General features: G+C 64.0%; 15 protein-coding genes. 7 read left to right on the forward strand and 8 right to left on the reverse strand.

The features are described 5' to 3' along the window. Positions 1-16: 16 nt before the first annotated feature. Both ACT6VE_RS13775 and cysE read left to right on the forward strand, forming a co-directional pair. Positions 17-1,006: a WD40 repeat domain-containing protein gene (locus ACT6VE_RS13775; protein ID WP_444799150.1), complete on the forward strand. Its 990-nt coding sequence runs from the start codon at positions 17-19 to the stop codon at positions 1,004-1,006. A gap of 10 nt (positions 1,007-1,016) precedes the next feature. Then, positions 1,017-1,829, forward strand: coding sequence for a serine O-acetyltransferase (gene cysE / locus ACT6VE_RS13780; RefSeq protein ID WP_444799151.1), 813 nt, complete (start codon positions 1,017-1,019; stop codon positions 1,827-1,829). A 292-nt stretch (positions 1,830-2,121) separates the two neighbouring features. Here the strand turns inward: cysE and ACT6VE_RS13785 are convergent, their stop codons facing one another. Next, positions 2,122-3,018 (reverse strand): tetratricopeptide repeat protein, encoded by an 897-nt coding sequence (locus ACT6VE_RS13785; protein WP_444799152.1) that lies wholly within the window; start codon positions 3,016-3,018, stop codon positions 2,122-2,124. Between the two features lie 324 nt (positions 3,019-3,342). Next, positions 3,343-3,573 carry a 30S ribosomal protein S21 gene (gene rpsU / locus ACT6VE_RS13790; RefSeq protein WP_444799153.1) on the reverse strand — a complete coding sequence of 77 codons (231 nt, stop codon included), beginning with the start codon at positions 3,571-3,573 and terminating at the stop codon, positions 3,343-3,345. A 330-nt stretch (positions 3,574-3,903) separates the two neighbouring features. On the opposite strand from rpsU, the gene ACT6VE_RS13795 reads away from it, so the two are divergent. From ACT6VE_RS13795 to ACT6VE_RS13815, 5 genes are read left to right on the forward strand one after another with little or no spacing between them, the layout of a single operon-like run. After that, positions 3,904-5,157 (forward strand): sarcosine oxidase subunit beta family protein, encoded by a 1,254-nt coding sequence (locus ACT6VE_RS13795; RefSeq protein ID WP_444799154.1) that lies wholly within the window; start codon positions 3,904-3,906, stop codon positions 5,155-5,157. Then, complete coding sequence (locus ACT6VE_RS13800) at positions 5,157-5,555, forward strand: hypothetical protein (protein ID WP_444799155.1); 399 nt, start codon at positions 5,157-5,159, stop codon at positions 5,553-5,555. Before ACT6VE_RS13795 ends, ACT6VE_RS13800 begins: the two co-directional genes overlap by 1 nt. 14 nt (positions 5,556-5,569) lie before the next feature. Beyond that, on the forward strand, positions 5,570-5,929 hold the full coding sequence (locus tag ACT6VE_RS13805) for a sarcosine oxidase subunit delta (RefSeq protein WP_444799156.1): 360 nt from the start codon (positions 5,570-5,572) through the stop codon (positions 5,927-5,929). Next, positions 5,926-8,919, forward strand: a complete 2,994-nt coding sequence (locus ACT6VE_RS13810; RefSeq protein ID WP_444799157.1) for a sarcosine oxidase subunit alpha — start codon at positions 5,926-5,928, stop codon at positions 8,917-8,919. The genes ACT6VE_RS13805 and ACT6VE_RS13810 overlap by 4 nt, the downstream gene beginning before the upstream one ends. Continuing rightward, a complete protein-coding gene (locus ACT6VE_RS13815; RefSeq protein ID WP_444799158.1) occupies positions 8,912-9,460 on the forward strand; it encodes a sarcosine oxidase subunit gamma in 549 nt (182 codons plus the stop codon). The genes ACT6VE_RS13810 and ACT6VE_RS13815 overlap by 8 nt, the downstream gene beginning before the upstream one ends. A 7-nt stretch (positions 9,461-9,467) precedes the next feature. On the opposite strand, the gene ACT6VE_RS13820 is transcribed toward ACT6VE_RS13815, so the two are convergent. The 6 genes from ACT6VE_RS13820 to ACT6VE_RS13845 all read right to left on the reverse strand — a co-directional run. After that, positions 9,468-9,992: a GNAT family N-acetyltransferase gene (locus ACT6VE_RS13820; RefSeq protein ID WP_444799159.1), complete on the reverse strand. Its 525-nt coding sequence runs from the start codon at positions 9,990-9,992 to the stop codon at positions 9,468-9,470. Then, positions 9,989-10,477 carry a MaoC family dehydratase gene (locus tag ACT6VE_RS13825; RefSeq protein WP_444799160.1) on the reverse strand — a complete coding sequence of 163 codons (489 nt, stop codon included), beginning with the start codon at positions 10,475-10,477 and terminating at the stop codon, positions 9,989-9,991. Before ACT6VE_RS13825 ends, ACT6VE_RS13820 begins: the two co-directional genes overlap by 4 nt. Before the next feature lie 63 nt (positions 10,478-10,540). Further along, positions 10,541-12,514, reverse strand: coding sequence for a glycogen debranching protein GlgX (glgX, locus tag ACT6VE_RS13830; RefSeq protein WP_444799161.1), 1,974 nt, complete (start codon positions 12,512-12,514; stop codon positions 10,541-10,543). A 1-nt stretch (position 12,515) separates the two neighbouring features. Next, a complete protein-coding gene (locus tag ACT6VE_RS13835; RefSeq protein ID WP_444799162.1) occupies positions 12,516-14,147 on the reverse strand; it encodes an alpha-D-glucose phosphate-specific phosphoglucomutase in 1,632 nt (543 codons plus the stop codon). A gap of 3 nt (positions 14,148-14,150) precedes the next feature. Further along, entirely contained in the window at positions 14,151-15,590 is a 1,440-nt protein-coding gene (gene glgA / locus ACT6VE_RS13840; protein ID WP_444799163.1) for a glycogen synthase GlgA, read from the reverse strand. Between the two features lie 7 nt (positions 15,591-15,597). Next, on the reverse strand, positions 15,598-16,636 hold a 1,039-nt coding region (locus ACT6VE_RS13845; RefSeq protein WP_444799164.1), incomplete at its 5' end, for a glucose-1-phosphate adenylyltransferase.

Below are 16,636 nucleotides of genomic sequence, written 5' to 3' on the forward strand. Positions count from 1 at the left end.
CGAAAGACACCAACTGATGCCGACAGTCGCGCCTCTTGATCTCGACGGCCACATTGTTGCGGCCGCCTTCCTCGGCGACGTGCCGTTCTTCGCCTCCGCCTCCGGCGCCATCCATCGTCTCGATCATGGCCACAAGGTCACCGAGGCGCATGACGGCCTGCTCGCCTGCGTGCGTGACGAAGCGAACGACACGCTGATAACGGGCGGTGAGGACGGCAAGGTGCAGCGTATCGCCGCCGACGGCACGGTGACGCTGCTTGCCGAAGTGCCGCGCAAGTGGATTTCCATCGTTGCCGCCGGGCCGCAGGGTGCTGTCGGTTTCGCGGAAGGTCGCACGGCGCGCGTTCGGCTTGCGGACGGCACGATCAAGGAATTTGTCGAGACGCGGTCCGTCGAAGGCGTTGCCTTCGCGCCGAAAGGGCTTCGCATCGGCCTGGCGCGCTACAACGGCGCGTCGCTGCACTGGGTCGCCATGGCCGCCCAGCCGGTTGATCTCGAATGGAAGGGCGCTCATACCGGCATCACCTTCTCGCCGGATGGCCGCTTCGTGGTCACCAGCATGCAGGAAAATGCCCTGCACGGCTGGAAACTCGACAGCAAGCCCGGTGGCGACACTCGCCACATGCGCATGACCGGCTACCCGGTCAAGGTGAAGTCGCTCTCCTGGTCCGTCAAGGGCAAGTGGCTCGCCTCTTCCGGCGCACCGGCCGCCATCGTCTGGCCGTTCTCCGCCAAGGACGGGCCGATGGGCAAGCCGCCGCTGGAACTCGGTACCCGCGCCGACGTCATGGTCACGGCGGTCGCCTGCCACCCGGCAGAAGAGGTCGTCGCCATCGGCTACTCCGACGGCATGGTGCTCGCCGCCCGGTTTGCCGATAGCCGCGAGGTGCTGCTGCGCCGCCCCGGCAAGGGGGCCATCACCTCCATGGCCTGGAGCAAGAACGGAAAACTGCTTGCCTTCGCCAGCGAGGCTGGTGATTGCGGCGTCATCGACCTCGCCGGATAGGAGATCGACCATGGCGCCCCAGGCGAGCCTGCATGTAGTGCCTGTCGCCAATCGCCCGGACGGGGCGATCTGGGCGCAGATGTGCGCCTCCGCCGGGATTATCGGCAGCCGCCAGCCCCATCTGGCCGAACTCCTCCTTCCCGTCCGCAAGGCCTCGACCGGCCGTCAGATGCTGATCGGCACGCTCGCCGCCCGGCTTTCCCATTCGGCCGGCGACCGGGCACTTGCCGTGCAGATTCTCGCCTCCGTCGAAGACGAGGAACTGCTCGCCGAGACGGAAGCCGATCTCACCGCCATCACGACACGCGATCCGGCCAATCCCGATCCGCTTGCCGCGCTCCTCAACCTCAAGGGTTTTCAAGCTCTTCAGGTCCATCGCTTCGCCCATCGCCTGTGGCGTGACGGCCGGATAGAGGGTGCGCGCTGGCTTTCCTCGCAAGCATCGCTGGTCTTCGGCGTGGACATCCACCCCGCCGCACGCCTCGGCCGTGGCATCATGCTCGACCATGGCTCGGGCATCGTGATCGGCGAGACGGCCGTCGTCGAGGATGACGTTTCGATGTTGCAGCACGTGACGCTCGGCGGCACGGGCCGCGACAAGGGCGACCGGCATCCGAAGGTGCGTCGCGGCGTGCTCATCGGCGCCGGCGCACAAATCCTGGGAAATATCGAGATCGGTGCCTACAGCAAGATCGCGGCGGGCAGCGTGGTGCTGGAAAACGTTCCGGCGCATACCACGGTCGCCGGTGTTCCGGCAAAGATCGTCCGGCAGCATCCTGCGCACGAGGTGCCGGCGGCAACGATGGACCAGCGGATCGATTGACCGCCGCGGAGCAGGGGCCAGCGGTATCGGGTTCGTCGATCACCCGTTCCTGATGCTGGAAGAGGCCGCATCGAAGAGGCGATGATCTTCTCTGTCGCCGTCTGCCAGCCAGCCGCATCGAGATCCGCGCATCAAAACGCGTTACATGGAGATCAGAGCCAGTTGAAGGTCGGGAGCCGCCGCCTTGTCGGCGTGCGGAATGATGATCACGCTAAACGTGAGAATGCGAGACCACGCTGCAGCGGCATAAAAACGTTATGCCGCCGCTTTTTTGTTTGGTCGATGGACGCGATCAGGCCGGCTTGGCGGTGTTGACCGCGCCGCGGGTGCGGGCGAGGCCAGCCTTGGCCGGCGCGTAGTTCGGGTCGAGCTTGAGGGCGTGCGAGTAGGACTTGGCGGCGCGCGCCATCTCGCCGCGGCGCTCATAGATCAACGCCTGGTTCGCCCAGGATTCGGCAAGCTTACCGTCGAGGTTGATCGCCGTGTTGAAATCCGAGAACGCGTTGTCGTCGTCGCCCTGTGCGGCATAGGAAATGCCGCGGCCGTTATAGGGTTCGGCAGAGTTCGGCGAGAGCGATATGGCCTTCGAGAAATCGTCGATCGCCTTGTCGTGCTGGCGGCGGGCCTGATAGATCAGGCCGCGATTGTGATAGGCGCGCGGGTCGGTCGTATCGAGCTGGATCGCCTTGTTGAAATCGCTGAACGCGTCGTCGAGGCGGCCGGCCTGGCGATAGAGATTGCCGCGGCCGATATAGGCGACGTCGTAGTTCGGGCTGAGCTGCAATGCCGTGTTATAGTCCGCGGCAGCCTGCGTCTGGTTGCCCTGGCTGCGTTCCACGAGCGCGCGGTTGGCATAGGCCTGGTAGAAACGTGGATTGAGTTCGATCGCGCGGTTGAAGTCGTCGATTGCGCGGCTGTTCTGGCCGGCGCGGCCATAGGCCGAGCCGCGCACGTTATAGGCCGCCGGATCCTGCGGGTTTGCGGCGATGACGGCCGAGAGCGACGAGATGTTTTCGCTCGAGCCCTGCGCGCGCTCGACCTTCAGCACGTCTGTGGACGTGGCGGTCGACTGGCAGCCGGTGAGCAGCAAGGCGAGAGACGTGGCGGCGACAGCGGCCATCAGGGGGCGGCGCAGGCGGGCGGCCGAGGAGGAGGGGCGGTCGATCGGGAACCCGGTAGATGCAGCCATGTCCAAGTGCGAATCCTCAAAGTGGGCTTCTGTCGCGCCTCATGCGCGAAGAAATACGCTACGGCCTTCACAGCGTGACGCGTCATCTATGACACGTTAAGGACGCCGCGGTCCTTTAATTGTTGCTGGTTGCCTCTGAAATCGGCGTCGATTGCAGAGGTAACCAGCGGGCAATTCGGGGCAAAGACGCGTAGCTGGTACGCCCGGAATCGCACGGGAAGTCTTTCACAATGGTGAAAAAATCCCGTTCACATCAAAAAAGGCGGCGGCGATATGTTCGCCCCCGCCCGGTCTTGCATCCGAAAACGTCGAAATGACGGCCGATTAACGGGCGCCCGGACGAGCAACGACGCCGCCAGCTTCGCGCTGGGCGCGCTTGCGGGCCAGCTTGCGAACGCGGCGAACGGCTTCGGCCTTTTCGCGCGCACGCTTCTGCGACGGCTTCTCATAGAAGTCGCGCATCTTCATTTCACGAAAAATACCTTCGCGCTGCATCTTCTTCTTGAGAGCGCGGAGAGCCTGATCAACGTTGTTGTCGCGGACTAGTACCTGCACGAGAATCCCGTTCCTTCGGTTGGTTGTAAGCCCGGCGATCAGAGTCCGTCAGGCAAATAGATTGCGTTCGCGCAGCCCGCTGGGCCGGCAATTGGTGGGTCGGATACCAGATCGTCGCGGGGAAGTCCAGCCTCGACTTTGGCGATGTTAAGGATATTTGCGCCGAGCCCCGGCAAACCCATTGCAAAAGCCGCAATGGGGGTCATGTCGCATGTGGTACAAGGTGCGCCTGATTGCGTCGCAAAGGATACGTTGTCCGGCGCCAGGATTTGCTTTCTATCGAGGCAGGAAACAAGCCGGCTAGCGCTGGCGAGACGTTGAGGACTTGGGATGCGCAAATATTCGGTTTTCGCCGTCGCCCGCGAGGCGCTGCGCGGCCACAAGGGGTGGGAGGCACAGTGGACCTCGCCCGAGCCGCGCAAGGAATACGATGTGATCATCATCGGCGGAGGCGGCCATGGGCTGGGTGCTGCCTACTACCTTGCCAAGGAGCACGGCATCACCAATGTCGCGGTGATCGAGAAGGGCTGGCTCGGCGGCGGCAATACCGGCCGCAACACGACGATCATCCGCTCGAACTATCTCTATGACGAGAGCATGGACATCTACGAGCACTCGCTGAAGCTCTGGGAAGGGCTGAGCCAGGATCTCAACTACAATGTCATGTACTCGCCGCGCGGCGTGATGATGCTGTCGCACAATGTGCATGACAAGCAGTCCTTCGGCCGCCACATCCATGCCAACCGGCTTTACGGCATCGACAATGAATGGCTGACGCCACAGCAGGCGAAAGATTTCGTGCCGGTTCTCGATATCTCGGCGTCCGCCCGTTACCCGATCAACGGCGCGGCGCTGCAGCGCCGCGGCGGCACGGCCCGCCACGACGCCGTTGCCTGGGGGTATGCGCGTGCTGCCTCGGACCGCGGCGTGCATGTCATCCAGAACTGCGAGGTCAAGGGCATTCGCCGTGGGCCAGACGGTGCGGTGACAGGTGTCGAGACCTCGAAGGGTTTCATCGGCGCCAAGAAGATCGCCGTGTCGGCTTCCGGCCACAACTCGGTCATCCTGTCGATGGCCGGCGTCAAGCTGCCGCTGCATTCCGTGCCGCTGCAGGCGCTGGTGTCCGAGCCGATGAAGCCGATCTTCCCCTGCGTGGTCATGTCCAACTCGGTGCATGCTTATATCTCGCAGTCGGACAAGGGCGAGCTCGTCATTGGCGCGGGGACGGACCAATACAATTCGTACTCCCAGACGGGCGGCCTGCAGATCATCACGCATACGCTGGATGCCATTTGCGAACTCTTCCCGATGTTCCGCCGCGTCAAGATGATGCGCCAGTGGGGCGGCATCACCGACAACACGCCGGACCGCTCGGCGATCCAGGGTGTGACGCCGGTTCCGAACCTCTTCGTCAATTGCGGCTGGGGCACCGGCGGTTTTAAGGCGACGCCGGGTTCGGCGCACCTCTTCGCGCATCTCATTGCAAAGGGCGAGCCGCACAAGCTGGCGTCCGGGCTGACGCTCGACCGCTTCCGCACCGGTCGCCTCATCGACGAGGCAGCAGCGGCGGCCGTGGCGCACTGATGCATGGCGCGCTGCTTGCTGGGTTTCTGATCACGGCCAGCGTTCTGCCGGTCAACGATATGTTTCCGACGTCGGAGGACGTCCGTTTTCAGAAAATCCAGAAGGCAGCGGGTGAGAAGGAATGGCCTTTCGTCGTCGCGAGCGGGATGTTGGGATGCATAAAGGTGCTTGGTCAGCGGAAGGTCTATTTCATTCCCGATGAAGCGCTTCAGGACCGCCCCTTCAACATTGATGTCAACCTCTTTTCGATGAGCATGACCAATCTGGGAATAACCGACATTCTGGCCCCTTACGGCGATACCAAGCAGCTGATTTACCGGCTTGCTCCCTTCGTCACCATGGGCCAACGACTTTGCGATCAGGACCCCGGCACATTCGTGACGGGTCCAGAGCTTTAAACAGGTAGGAACCAATGCTGCTGATCTACTGCCCCTACTGCGAGGAAGAGCGCTCGGAGCTCGAATTCCGCCACGGTGGCGACGCGCACATCGCCCGGCCGACCAACATGGCCGACATCACGGACGAAGAGTTCCAGGAATTCTTCTTCCTGCGCGACAACCCGAAGGGCCTGATCTTCGAACGCTGGCGCCATATCCATGGCTGCGGCCGCTTCTTCAATGCGGCGCGCGACACGGTGAGCGACAAGTTCGTCATGAGCTACAAGGCCGGCGAGCCGAAACCCGATCTGCCGGGTGTCGCTCCCGCCACGGAAAAAGCCCTGACTGAAAAAGTGGGCGAAACCTATGAAGCCACGGAAGGAACCGCGAAATGAGCGGTGCTAATCGTATTGCCGGTCAGGGCCGCCTGACGCCCGCCAAGACGGCGCGTTTCACCTTCGACGGAAAGACCTATCAGGCGCTGGAGGGCGATACCGTCGCCTCCGCGCTGCTTGCCAACGGCGTGCACCTCGTCGGTCGGTCGTTCAAGTATCACCGTCCGCGCGGCATCCTTTCGGCAGGTCCGGAAGAGCCGAATGCGCTGATCGACGTCTCCCGTGACGCCGCCCGCCGCCAGCCGAACGTGCGCGCGCCGGTGCAGGAAGTCTTCGACGGCATGAAGGTGGAATCGCAGAACCGCTGGCCGTCGCTGTCGTTCGATATCGGTGGCGTCAACAACCTGATGTCGCCGTTCTTCGCCGCCGGCTTCTACTACAAGACCTTCATGTGGCCGAAGGCCGCCTGGGAGAAGGTCTACGAGCCCTTCATCCGCAAGGCCGCCGGTCTCGGCGTCGCGCCGACCGAAGAGGATCCCGATCACTACGCCAACCGCTACGCCCATTGTGATGTACTGGTCGCCGGTGCCGGTGTTGCCGGCCTTTCCGCAGCGCTTGCCGCCGCTGAAGCCGGTGCCCGCGTCATCCTCGTCGACGAGCAGCCGGAAGTCGGCGGTGCGCTGCACTACGACATGTCCGTCACCATCGATGGCAAGAGCGGTTACGAATGGGCGCAGGCGACAGCTGCCAAGCTGAAGGCGATGGAGAACGTCACCGTCCTCACCCGTACGACGGCCTTCGGCTACTACAACCACAATTTCGTCGGCCTGGTCGAACGCGTGACGGATCATCTCCCGCGCCCTGACAAGAAGCTGCCGCGCGAACGGCTCTGGCAGGTCCGCGCCAAGCGCGTGATTATCGCCACGGGCTCGATCGAGCGCCACATGGTGTTCGCCAACAATGACCGTCCGGGCATCATGCTCGCGTCGGCGGCGCGCACCTATCTCAACCATTTCGGCGTCGCCGTCGGCCGCAAGATCGGCGTCTATACGGCAAGCGACTCGGCCTATGAGGCCGCGTTCGACCTCAAGCGGGCGGGCGTTACCATCGCCGCCATCGTCGATAATCGCGAAAAGCCGGGTGATGCCGTCCTGACGGAAGCCCGCAAGCTCGGCATCGAAGTGCTCACCGGTCATTCGGTCGTCGACACCAAGGGCAAGCTGCGCGTCTCCTCCATCTCGGTCGCCCGCAATGGCGGCGGCTCGGCGCGGGCAATCCCGGTCGATGCGCTCCTGATGTCAGCCGGCTGGACGCCGTCCGTGCACCTGTTCTCGCAGTCGCGCGGCAAGGTCGCCTATGACGCGGCGTCCGGCCGCTTCCTGCCGGGCACCTATGCGCAGGACTGCCTTTCCGTCGGTTCGTGCAACGGCACGGACGGCCTTCAGGCAACCATCGAGGAATCGCTGGCTGCCGGCGAACTGATGGCCCGCGCCACCGGCAACGAAGGCGGCAGCAAGGTCGAGCTTCGCGGCGAAAATGCCTTTGAGTGGACCGGCGGCATGGCAGGTAGCGCCGAGGGTGCTGGCGTCGATACGACGGTGAAGGCCTTCGTCGATTTCCAGAACGACGTCTGCGCCAAGGATATCCGCCTTGCCGTACGCGAAGGCATGCACTCGATCGAGCATATCAAGCGCTTCACCACCAACGGCATGGCGACCGATCAGGGCAAGCTGTCCAACATCCATGGCCTTGCCATCGCCTCCGAAGTGCTGAACCGCGAAATCCCGAAGATCGGCCTCACCACCTTCCGTGCGCCCTACACGCCGGTGACCTTCGGTGCGCTGATCAGCCATTCGCGTGGCGACCTGTTCGACCCGGCACGCAAGACGCCGATGCATGCCTGGGAGGAGGCGCACGGCGCCGTCTTCGAGGATGTCGGCAACTGGAAGCGCGCCTGGTACTATCCGCGTTCCGGCGAAACCATGCACGATGCGGTCAACCGCGAGTGCCGCACGGTGCGTAACGCCGCCGGCCTGTTCGATGCCTCGACGCTCGGCAAGATCGAAGTGGTCGGCCCGGATGCGGCCGAATTCCTCAACCTGATGTACACCAACGCCTGGGACACGCTGAAGCCCGGCCGCTGCCGCTATGGCATCATGCTGCGCGAAGACGGTTTCGTCTATGACGACGGCGTCGTCGGGCGCCTCGCCGAGGATCGCTTCCATGTCACCACAACGACGGGCGGTGCGCCGCGCGTCATGAACCACATGGAAGATTATCTCCAGACGGAATTCCCGCATCTCAAGGTGTGGCTGACCTCGACCACGGAACAGTGGGCGGTCATTGCCGTGCAGGGCCCGAAGGCACGCGAAATCCTCGCGCCGCTGGTCGAAGGCATCGACATGGAGAATGAGGCCTTCCCGCATATGAGCGTGCGCGAAGGCAAGATCTGCGGAGTGCCGACAAGGCTCTTCCGCATGTCGTTCACGGGTGAGGCGGGCTTCGAAGTCAACGTTCCGGCCGATTACGGCCAGGCCGTCTGGGAAGCCATCTGGGCGCGTGCCGAACCGCTCGGCGCCTGCGCCTACGGCACCGAGACCATGCACGTTCTGCGCGCCGAAAAGGGCTACATCATTGTCGGCCAGGATACGGACGGTACCGTCACGCCGCACGATGCCAGCCTCAGCTGGGCGGTCTCCAAGAAGAAGACCGACTTCGTCGGTATTCGTGGCTTGAAGCGGCCGGACCTCGTCAAGGAAGGCCGCAAGCAGCTCGTCGGCTTGTTGACCAAGGATCCGACCGTGGTTCTGGAGGAAGGCGCGCAGATCGTCGCCGATCCGAACCAGCCGAAGCCGATGACCATGCTGGGCCATGTGACATCGTCCTACTGGTCGGAAAACTGCGGCCGCTCGATTGCCATGGCACTCGTCGCAGGCGGCCAGGCCCGTTTGGGCCAGACGCTCTACGTGCCGATGCCCGACCGCACCATCGCGGTCGAAGTCAGCGACATGGTCTTTGTCGACAAGGAAGGAGGACGCCTCAATGGCTGATCAAGCTCTCCGCAAGGCGCCGCTCGCCGGCCGTCATGGTGGTTCCGCCGGCGCGCGCGTCACGCCCGCCGCCCCCGCAACCCGCCTGTCGCTGCGTGCCGGCACCGACGCCATCGGCACGCTGTCGCTGGCTTTCGGCCTTGAACTGCCGCAGCGGCCCAAAACCTCGGCGTCGGTCAGTGGCCGCCACGCGCTCTGGCTCGGTCCGGACGAGTGGCTGCTGATCGACGAAAACGGCGCCGACCTGATGGCGATCGCCTCTGGCGTTTCGGCGCTGCATTCGGCCACGGACGTTTCCCACCGCAACACGGCGATCCTCGTTTCCGGCCCGGATGCGGCCGGTGCGATTGCCAGCAGCTGCCCGCTCGATCTCGGCAATACGATCTTCCCGGTCGGTGCCGCCGCCCGCACGGTGCTCGGCAAGATCGAGATCGTGCTCCTGCGCACGGGCGAAGAGGATTATCGCGTGGAATGCTGGCGTTCGTTCTCGTCCTACGCCTTCGGCATTCTTGCCGAAGGTGCGGAAGACGCCGGGCTCTGACCTAGAATCAGAAGAAGCGATAGAAAAACAGGGCTGTCTCTCGCGTGCCGGGGGACAGCCCTTTGTACAGGTACCGGTCGTGGCCGCCGAGGGTAAAACCCTGGCGCATGTAGAACCGGCAGGCTGCGACATTGGTCGTCTGGGTCTCGAGCCGGATGCCGGGCAGTTCCTTCTCCTTCGCCCAGGTGACCGCCTGCTGCATCAGCCGTTGTGCGGCACCGGTGCCGCGCCATTCCATGTCGACGGCAAGATCATCGATCGAGGCGAGATCGTTCCATTCGCGCGACAGCGCGATATAGCCGACGGGCACCTCGTCGCCGATGACGACAAAGAGCGCCTTGTCATCTGTCACTACATGCAGCGCCAGTTCCGCCTGATCGAAGCCGTAACTTTTCGGATAGGGCTCGACCGGGCGTGCATGGGCAAGCCAGTCGCCTTCGAAGGGCGGCGCGGCCTCGCGGGTGATGAGGAAGGAGAAATCGCAGGCGCCAAGCGCCGTCAGATCCTCCGGGGTGGCAGATCGAACCTTCACACGTCCTCCGGACGGTCCTTCGGGTCGAACTGGATGATGGTGATCCAGTCGGCCGTCAGCGCCGGCTTGCGTTCGTCCTCGATCTCGACCGTCACGTCGTAGCGGATCGTCACCATGCCGGCGCCGCGGAAGCGGGCTTCGGCCAGAACGAAGCGGCTGCGCACGCGCGCGCCACTCTTCACCGGCGTCATGAAGCGAACTTTATCAAATCCGTAATTGATGCCCATCGTCTGTTCGACGATGCGCGGAACGCAGTCGTAGTTCATTGCCGAGAGCAGCGAAAGCGTCAGGAAGCCGTGGGCGATCGTGCCGCCGAAGGGGGTTTCTGCCGCCGCGCGCACGGGATCGGTGTGAATGAACTGATGGTCTTCCGTGGCCTCGGCAAAGCGGTCGATCATCGTCTGGTCGACGGTGAACCAGCGTGACAGGCCGAGCTCCGTGCCGACGAGGGCGGCAATGTCTTTCAGGTGGATATTGTCTGGCATAGGGCTTTCCCGTCGATCGATTCGCGCCTCTTCTAGAGGGGCGGTTTGTCCGGGCAATGAAGATCAATGCTTTTCGACAAAAATCTCGACGCTGCGTGGATGAAGGAGACCAGTCGCGGGATGGTTGGCAGAAAGCAGGCTCGTCCACTCTCGCCCCTCCGGGGGCGGCAAGGCAAGAGCTTGCGCGCCATGAGTCCGGTTGATGGCGAGCGCAAGATGAACGATCCGTTGCTGCTGTAGATCAGGTGTCTTCAAAAGGGCAAGCAGGGTTCCGGCGAACGGCGCTTCCCAGTCGCCGACGGTCATCGGGCTGCCTGCCAGCGTCAGCCATTCGACATCGCCCGCGCCGCTGAGGAACGTCGTTTCGCCGAGCGCGGGAAAACGCTTGCGGATCGCTGCGAGCATGGCGGTGTGCTCGATCAGGCCTTCGTCCAGCCTGTCCCAATGCATCCAGGTGATGGCATTGTCCTGGCAATAGGCATTGTTGTTGCCCTGCTGGCTGCGCCCGCCCTCGTCGCCGGCCGTCAGCATCACCGTGCCGCGCGAGAGGAAGAGGCTGGATAGCAGTGCCTTCACATCGGCGCGGCGGGCGGACAGCACCGCGCCGTCCGTCGTCGCACCCTCGACGCCATTGTTCCAGGAGTGGTTTTCGTTGTGGCCGTCGCGGTTGTCCTCGCCGTTCGCCTCGTTGTGTTTCACCGTGTGCGAAACGAGGTCCATCAGCGTGAAGCCATCATGGGCGGCGAGGAAATTGACGGTTCGTGTGCTGTCCCCGCCGTGGCGCGAAAAAATGTCGGAGGAGCCGGCAAAGGCGGTGACGAAGGGCCCTAGCCGATGGCTGTCGCCGCGCCAGAAGGTGCGTGTGTCGTCGCGGTAGCGGTCGTTCCATTCCAGGAAGGGGGCGGGGAAATTGCCGAGCTGATAGCCGCCGGGGCCGATGTCCCAGGGCTCGGCGATCAGCACGCGGTCTTTCAACAGCGGGTCGGCGCAGATTTCGGACAACAGGGCGGCGTGGGCGGAAAAGCCGTCGGCCTCGCGGCCGAGGATCGTCGCGAGGTCGAAGCGGAAGCCATCGACGCCGGCATGGCGCACGAGATAGCGCAGGCTGTCGAGCACGAGCTGGCGGACGACGGGGTGCTCGCCGGCGATGGTGTTGCCACAGCCGGTGTCGTTGATCAGTTCGCCGGGTCGACCCTCCACATGGCGGTAATAGGTGAGGTTGTCGAGACCGCGCATGGAGAGCGTCGCGCCATGGCGGTCGCTCTCGCCGGAATGGTTGAAGACGAGATCGAGCACGACACCGATATTTTCCGCGCGCAGGGCCGCGACGGTATCGGCGAGTTCCTTCATGCCGCCCGGCACGAGGCGCGGGTCGAGCGCCATCAGCGCGATCGGGTTGTAGCCCCAACTGTTGGAGAGGCCGAGCGGCGGCAGGTGGCGCTCGTCGATCCAGGCGGTGATCGGCATCAACTCGACTGCATCGACGCCGAGGCGTTTGAGATGGGCGAGCACGGCGGGGTGGGCCAAGGCTGCGACCGTGCCGCGCATGGCCTCCGGCACGTCCGGATGCAACATGGTGAAGCTGCGCACGGCAATTTCATAGACGAAGCCGCCTGAGCGGAAGATCGGCGGTTTTACGCTGACGGGAACGTCGCGGGTGACGATGGCCTTTGGCACGATATCGGCCGTGTCCGTGCCAAAGAGCGCCAGCCGGCCATCATGCACGAAGGGGCGGTCGAGTTCCTTGGCATAGGGATCAACCAGCAACTTGGCCGGGTCGAACCACAGGCCGTGATCCGGCGAATAGACGCCGTCCGCGCGAAAACCATAGCGCGTGCCAGCGACGGCACCTTCGACGAAGACGCGGTGGAAGCCGTTCTCGTCCCGCCCCATGGTGAGGCGGGCGAGTTCCGTGTTGCCGTCATCGTCGAACAGGCAAAGCTCGACGCGGCCGGCATCGTGCGAATAGACCGAGAACTCCACCCCCTCCCCGGAGAGCGTGGCGCCCGGTGCGAAGGAGGGGGCGATTGTCGTCATCTCAGGTAATCACGGTCGGAGCGTCGCGGCCGGTGCGGCTCTTGATGCCTGCGATCGTGTCGGCGACAGTGATGAGGTCGGAAAGCGCCTCCTGCGTCTCGACGTCATGGCGCGCGGCATCCGGCTCGAAGCGCTCGATATAGACGCGCAGCGTGGCACCTGATGTGCCGGTGCCGGACAGGCGGAAGACCACGCGCGAGCCGCCTTCGAAGAGAATGCGGATGCCCTGGTTCTTGCTCACCGACTGATCGACCGGGTCGTTATAGGCAAAGTCGTCGGCGGTCGCGACGGTGAGGGCGCCGAAAGACTTGCCGGGGAGCGTGGCGAGTTGATCGCGCAGGTTCGCCACCAGGCCGTTCGCAGCGTCGGTGTCGACTTCCTCGTAGTCGTGGCGGGAATAGTAGTTGCGGCCGTAGGTCGCCCAATGCTGTTCGACGATGTCGAGCACGCTTTCCTTGCGCACGGCGAGGATGTTGAGCCAGAGCAGCACCGCCCAGAGGCCGTCCTTCTCGCGCACATGGTTGGAGCCGGTGCCGGCACTTTCCTCGCCGCAGATCGTGGCAAGGCCGGCATCGAGCAGGTTGCCGAAGAATTTCCAGCCGGTCGGCGTTTCGTAGATGCCGATGCCGAGCTTTTCGGCGACGCGGTCGGCCGCTCCGGATGTCGGCATGGAGCGGGCGATGCCGGCGAGACCCGCGGCATAGCCGGGGGCGAGATGGGCGTTGGCGGCAAGCAGCGCGAGGCTGTCGGAGGGGGTGACGAAGATGCCCTTGCCGATGATCAGGTTGCGGTCGCCGTCACCGTCGGAAGCGGCGCCGAAGTCCGGTGCGTCGTCCGCCATCATCGCCTCGTAGAGCGCGCGGGCATGCACGAGGTTCGGGTCCGGGTGATGGCCGCCGAAATCGGGCAGGGGCATGAAGTTCAGCACGGAGCCTTTCGCGGCGCCTAGTCGGTTTTCGAGGATTTCCTTGGCGTAGGGGCCGGTGACGGCGCTCATCGCGTCGAAGACGATGCGGAAGCCGCCGGCAAGCAGGGCGCGGATGGCGGCGAAATCGAAAAGCTGTTCCATCAGCGTGGCATAGTCAGCGACGGGATCGATGACGGTGACCGTCATGCCCTTGATTTCATGGCTACCCTCGATGTCGAGGTTGAGATCATCGACCTCGGCGATCTTATAGCTGTCGATCGACAGGGTGCGGGCGAAGATCGCATCGGTGATCTTTTCCGGCGCCGGGCCGCCATTGCCGATATTGTACTTGATGCCGAAGTCTTCGGTCGGGCCGCCGGGATTGTGGCTGGCGGAGAGAACGATGCCGCCGAAGGCCTGGTATTTACGGATGACGTTGGAGGCGGCGGGCGTGGACAGGATGCCGCCGCGGCCGACGAGCACGCGGCCGAAACCGTTGGCGGCGGCCATCTTGATGGCGAGCTGGATGACTTCGCGGTTGTAGTATCGGCCGTCGCCGCCGATCACCAGCGTCTGGCCGGCAAAGCCCTCCAGCGAATCGAAGATCGACTGGATGAAGTTCTCCGCATAGTTCGCCTGCTGGAAGACGGGCACCTTCTTGCGCAGGCCGGACGTGCCGGGCTTCTGGTCGGTATAGGGCGTCGTCGAAACGGTTTTGATGGTCATGGCTTAGACTCGCGAAAGAAGGCTGGAATAGAGGTCGGCGTAGCGCGCGGCACTGTTTTCCCAGGAAACGTCGGACTTCATGCCCTGGTTCTGGATGCGCGCCCAGATTTTCGGCTCGCTATAGGCCTTGAAGACCCGGCGCAGCGCGTGTTGCAGGCCCTCGGCATTGATCGGGGTGAACTGGAAGCCCGTGGCGACGCGGGCGGAAAGGGCGGCCTCGTTTGCATCGATCACGGTATCGGCAAGGCCGCCGGTGCGCGCGACGATGGGAACGCAGCCGTAGCGCAGGCCATAGAGCTGGGTGAGGCCACAGGGCTCGAAGCGCGACGGGATGAGGATCGCGTCGGCGCCGGCCTGCATGAGGTGGGATAGCGGTTCGTTGTAGCCGATGACGATACCGATGCGGCCACGATGGCGGGAGGCGGCGGCGAGCAGCGCGCCCTCAAGACCCTGATCGCCGGAGCCGAGCACGGCAAGCTTGCCGCCTTGCTCGACGATCCAGTCGGCCGTCTCGGCGATGAGATCGATGCCCTTCTGCCAGGTGAGGCGGCTGACGACGCAGAAGATCGGGCCGGCGTCCTGTACGAGGCTGAAACGCTCGGCGAGCGCCTGCCGGTTGACGGCACGCTGCTTGAGGGAGCCTGTGGCATAGGTGCGGGCGATATGGGCGTCCGTTTCGGGGTTCCACACCGCAGTGTCGATGCCGTTGACGAGGCCGACGAGATCGGAGGCGCGGGCATTCATCAGGCCCTCGAGGCCCATGCCGTATTCCGGTGTCATGATCTCGTGCGCATAGGTCGGGCTGACCGTGGTAATCGACCAGGCCGTGCGCAATCCGCCCTTCAGGAAGCCGACATCGCCGTAATATTCCAATCCATCCACGGTGAATGCCTCCGGTGGCAGGCCGAGGTCCGGAAAAATATCGGGGCCGAACTGGCCCTGGAAGGCGAGATTGTGCACGGTGATGATGGTGGGAATGTGCTGGAGGCCGGTGTAGCGCATGTAGACGGCCGTCATCGCCGCCTGCCAGTCGTGGGCCTGCACGATGTCCGGCTGCCAATCCGGCAAGAGCCCGCGGGCGATTTCCGCGCCCGCGAAGGAGAGCGCTGCGAAGCGCCGCCAGTTGTCGACGAAATCCTTGCCGGTGGCATCGGTATACGGCCCACCCGGGCGGTCGTAGAAGCCCGGCGCATCCAGCACGAGGATGTCGAGACCCTCATGCGTGGTGGCGAGAATGCGCGCGGGCTCGCCGAGCAGGTCGTCGAAGGTGGCGACCACCTCGACGGTGCCCAACCGCTGCATGACCGCGGGATAGCCGGGCATCAACGTGCGCATCTGCATGCCATTCCCGGCGAGCGCGATCGGCAATGCGCCGGCGACGTCGGCGAGGCCTCCCGTCTTGATTAGCGGGAATACTTCGGATGCCACCGAAAGGATTTTCATCGGTCGACTAGAGCTCCAGCTTGTCGATCATCGGTTGGGTGATGAGGCAGATGCCGTTTTCCGACCGGCGGAAACGTTTGGCATCGACTACCGGGTCCTCACCGACGACGAGGCCTTCCGGAATGATGACGCCGCGATCGATGACGACATTCTTGAGGTTGGCATGGCGGCCGACCATGACGTTCGGCAGAACGACGGCCCCCTCCAGGCGTGCATAGGAATTGGCCCGCACGCCGGTGAAGAGCAGGCTGCGGTGCAGCGTCGAGCCGGAGATGATGCAGTCGCCCGACACCAGCGACGAGATCGCCGAACCGCGGCGGTCCTCGTCGTCATGCACGAATTTTGCCGGCGGCTTGATCTCGGCGAAGGTCCAGATCGGCCAGGTGCTGTCGTAGATGTCGAGTTCGGGGGTGATGTGCGTCAGGTCGATATTGGCCTGCCAGTAGGCGTCGATCGTTCCGACATCGCGCCAATAGGCCTCGCGCTCGAAATCCGAACGCACGCAAGACTCGTTGAAGCGGTGCGCCACGGCTTTGCCGTGCTCGACGATATAGGGGATGATGTCCTTGCCGAAGTCGCGGCTCGACGTCGGGTCGGCGGCGTCGCGGCGCAGCAATTCCATCAGGAACTTCGTGTGGAAGACGTAGATGCCCATCGAGGCCAGCGCCATTTCCGGATTGCCGGGAATGCCCGGTGGGTCCACCGGCTTTTCCACGAAGGCGATGATCTGGTCTTTCTCGTCGACATGCATGACGCCGAAGCCGGTCGCTTCCATGCGCGGCACTTCCAGGCAGCCAATGGTGACCTGCGCGCCGGAATCGACGTGCTGCTGGAGCATCAGCTCGTAGTCCATCTTGTAGATATGGTCGCCCGCAAGGATGACCATGTACTCGACGCCGTAGTCCTCGATGATGTCGATGTTCTGGTAGACCGCGTCGGCCGTGCCTTCGTACCACTGCGTTTCGGAAACGCGCTGGCTGGCCGGCAGAATGTCGAAGCTTTCGTTACGCTCAGGGCGGAAGAAGTTCCAGCCGCGCTGCAGGTGG

Source organism: Shinella sp., assembly GCF_052438155.1.
Taxonomy (GTDB): Bacteria; Pseudomonadota; Alphaproteobacteria; order Rhizobiales; family Rhizobiaceae; genus Shinella.

What these genes read in the sequence shown, in the direction of transcription:
- ACT6VE_RS13815 (WP_444799158.1), top strand. Translation starts at nt 8,912, where the DNA reads ATGGCTGATCAAGCTCTCCGCAAGGCGCCGCTCGCCGGCCGTCATGGT.
- cysE (WP_444799151.1), top strand. Translation starts at nt 1,017, where the DNA reads ATGGCGCCCCAGGCGAGCCTGCATGTAGTGCCTGTCGCCAATCGCCCG.
- ACT6VE_RS13825 (WP_444799160.1), bottom strand. Translation starts at nt 10,477, where the DNA reads ATGCCAGACAATATCCACCTGAAAGACATTGCCGCCCTCGTCGGCACG.
- ACT6VE_RS13810 (WP_444799157.1), top strand. Translation starts at nt 5,926, where the DNA reads ATGAGCGGTGCTAATCGTATTGCCGGTCAGGGCCGCCTGACGCCCGCC.
- ACT6VE_RS13775 (WP_444799150.1), top strand. Translation starts at nt 17, where the DNA reads ATGCCGACAGTCGCGCCTCTTGATCTCGACGGCCACATTGTTGCGGCC.
- glgA (WP_444799163.1), bottom strand. Translation starts at nt 15,590, where the DNA reads ATGAAAATCCTTTCGGTGGCATCCGAAGTATTCCCGCTAATCAAGACG.
- ACT6VE_RS13800 (WP_444799155.1), top strand. Translation starts at nt 5,157, where the DNA reads ATGCATGGCGCGCTGCTTGCTGGGTTTCTGATCACGGCCAGCGTTCTG.
- ACT6VE_RS13785 (WP_444799152.1), bottom strand. Translation starts at nt 3,018, where the DNA reads ATGGCTGCATCTACCGGGTTCCCGATCGACCGCCCCTCCTCCTCGGCC.
- ACT6VE_RS13795 (WP_444799154.1), top strand. Translation starts at nt 3,904, where the DNA reads ATGCGCAAATATTCGGTTTTCGCCGTCGCCCGCGAGGCGCTGCGCGGC.
- glgX (WP_444799161.1), bottom strand. Translation starts at nt 12,514, where the DNA reads ATGACGACAATCGCCCCCTCCTTCGCACCGGGCGCCACGCTCTCCGGG.
- ACT6VE_RS13805 (WP_444799156.1), top strand. Translation starts at nt 5,570, where the DNA reads ATGCTGCTGATCTACTGCCCCTACTGCGAGGAAGAGCGCTCGGAGCTC.
- ACT6VE_RS13835 (WP_444799162.1), bottom strand. Translation starts at nt 14,147, where the DNA reads ATGACCATCAAAACCGTTTCGACGACGCCCTATACCGACCAGAAGCCC.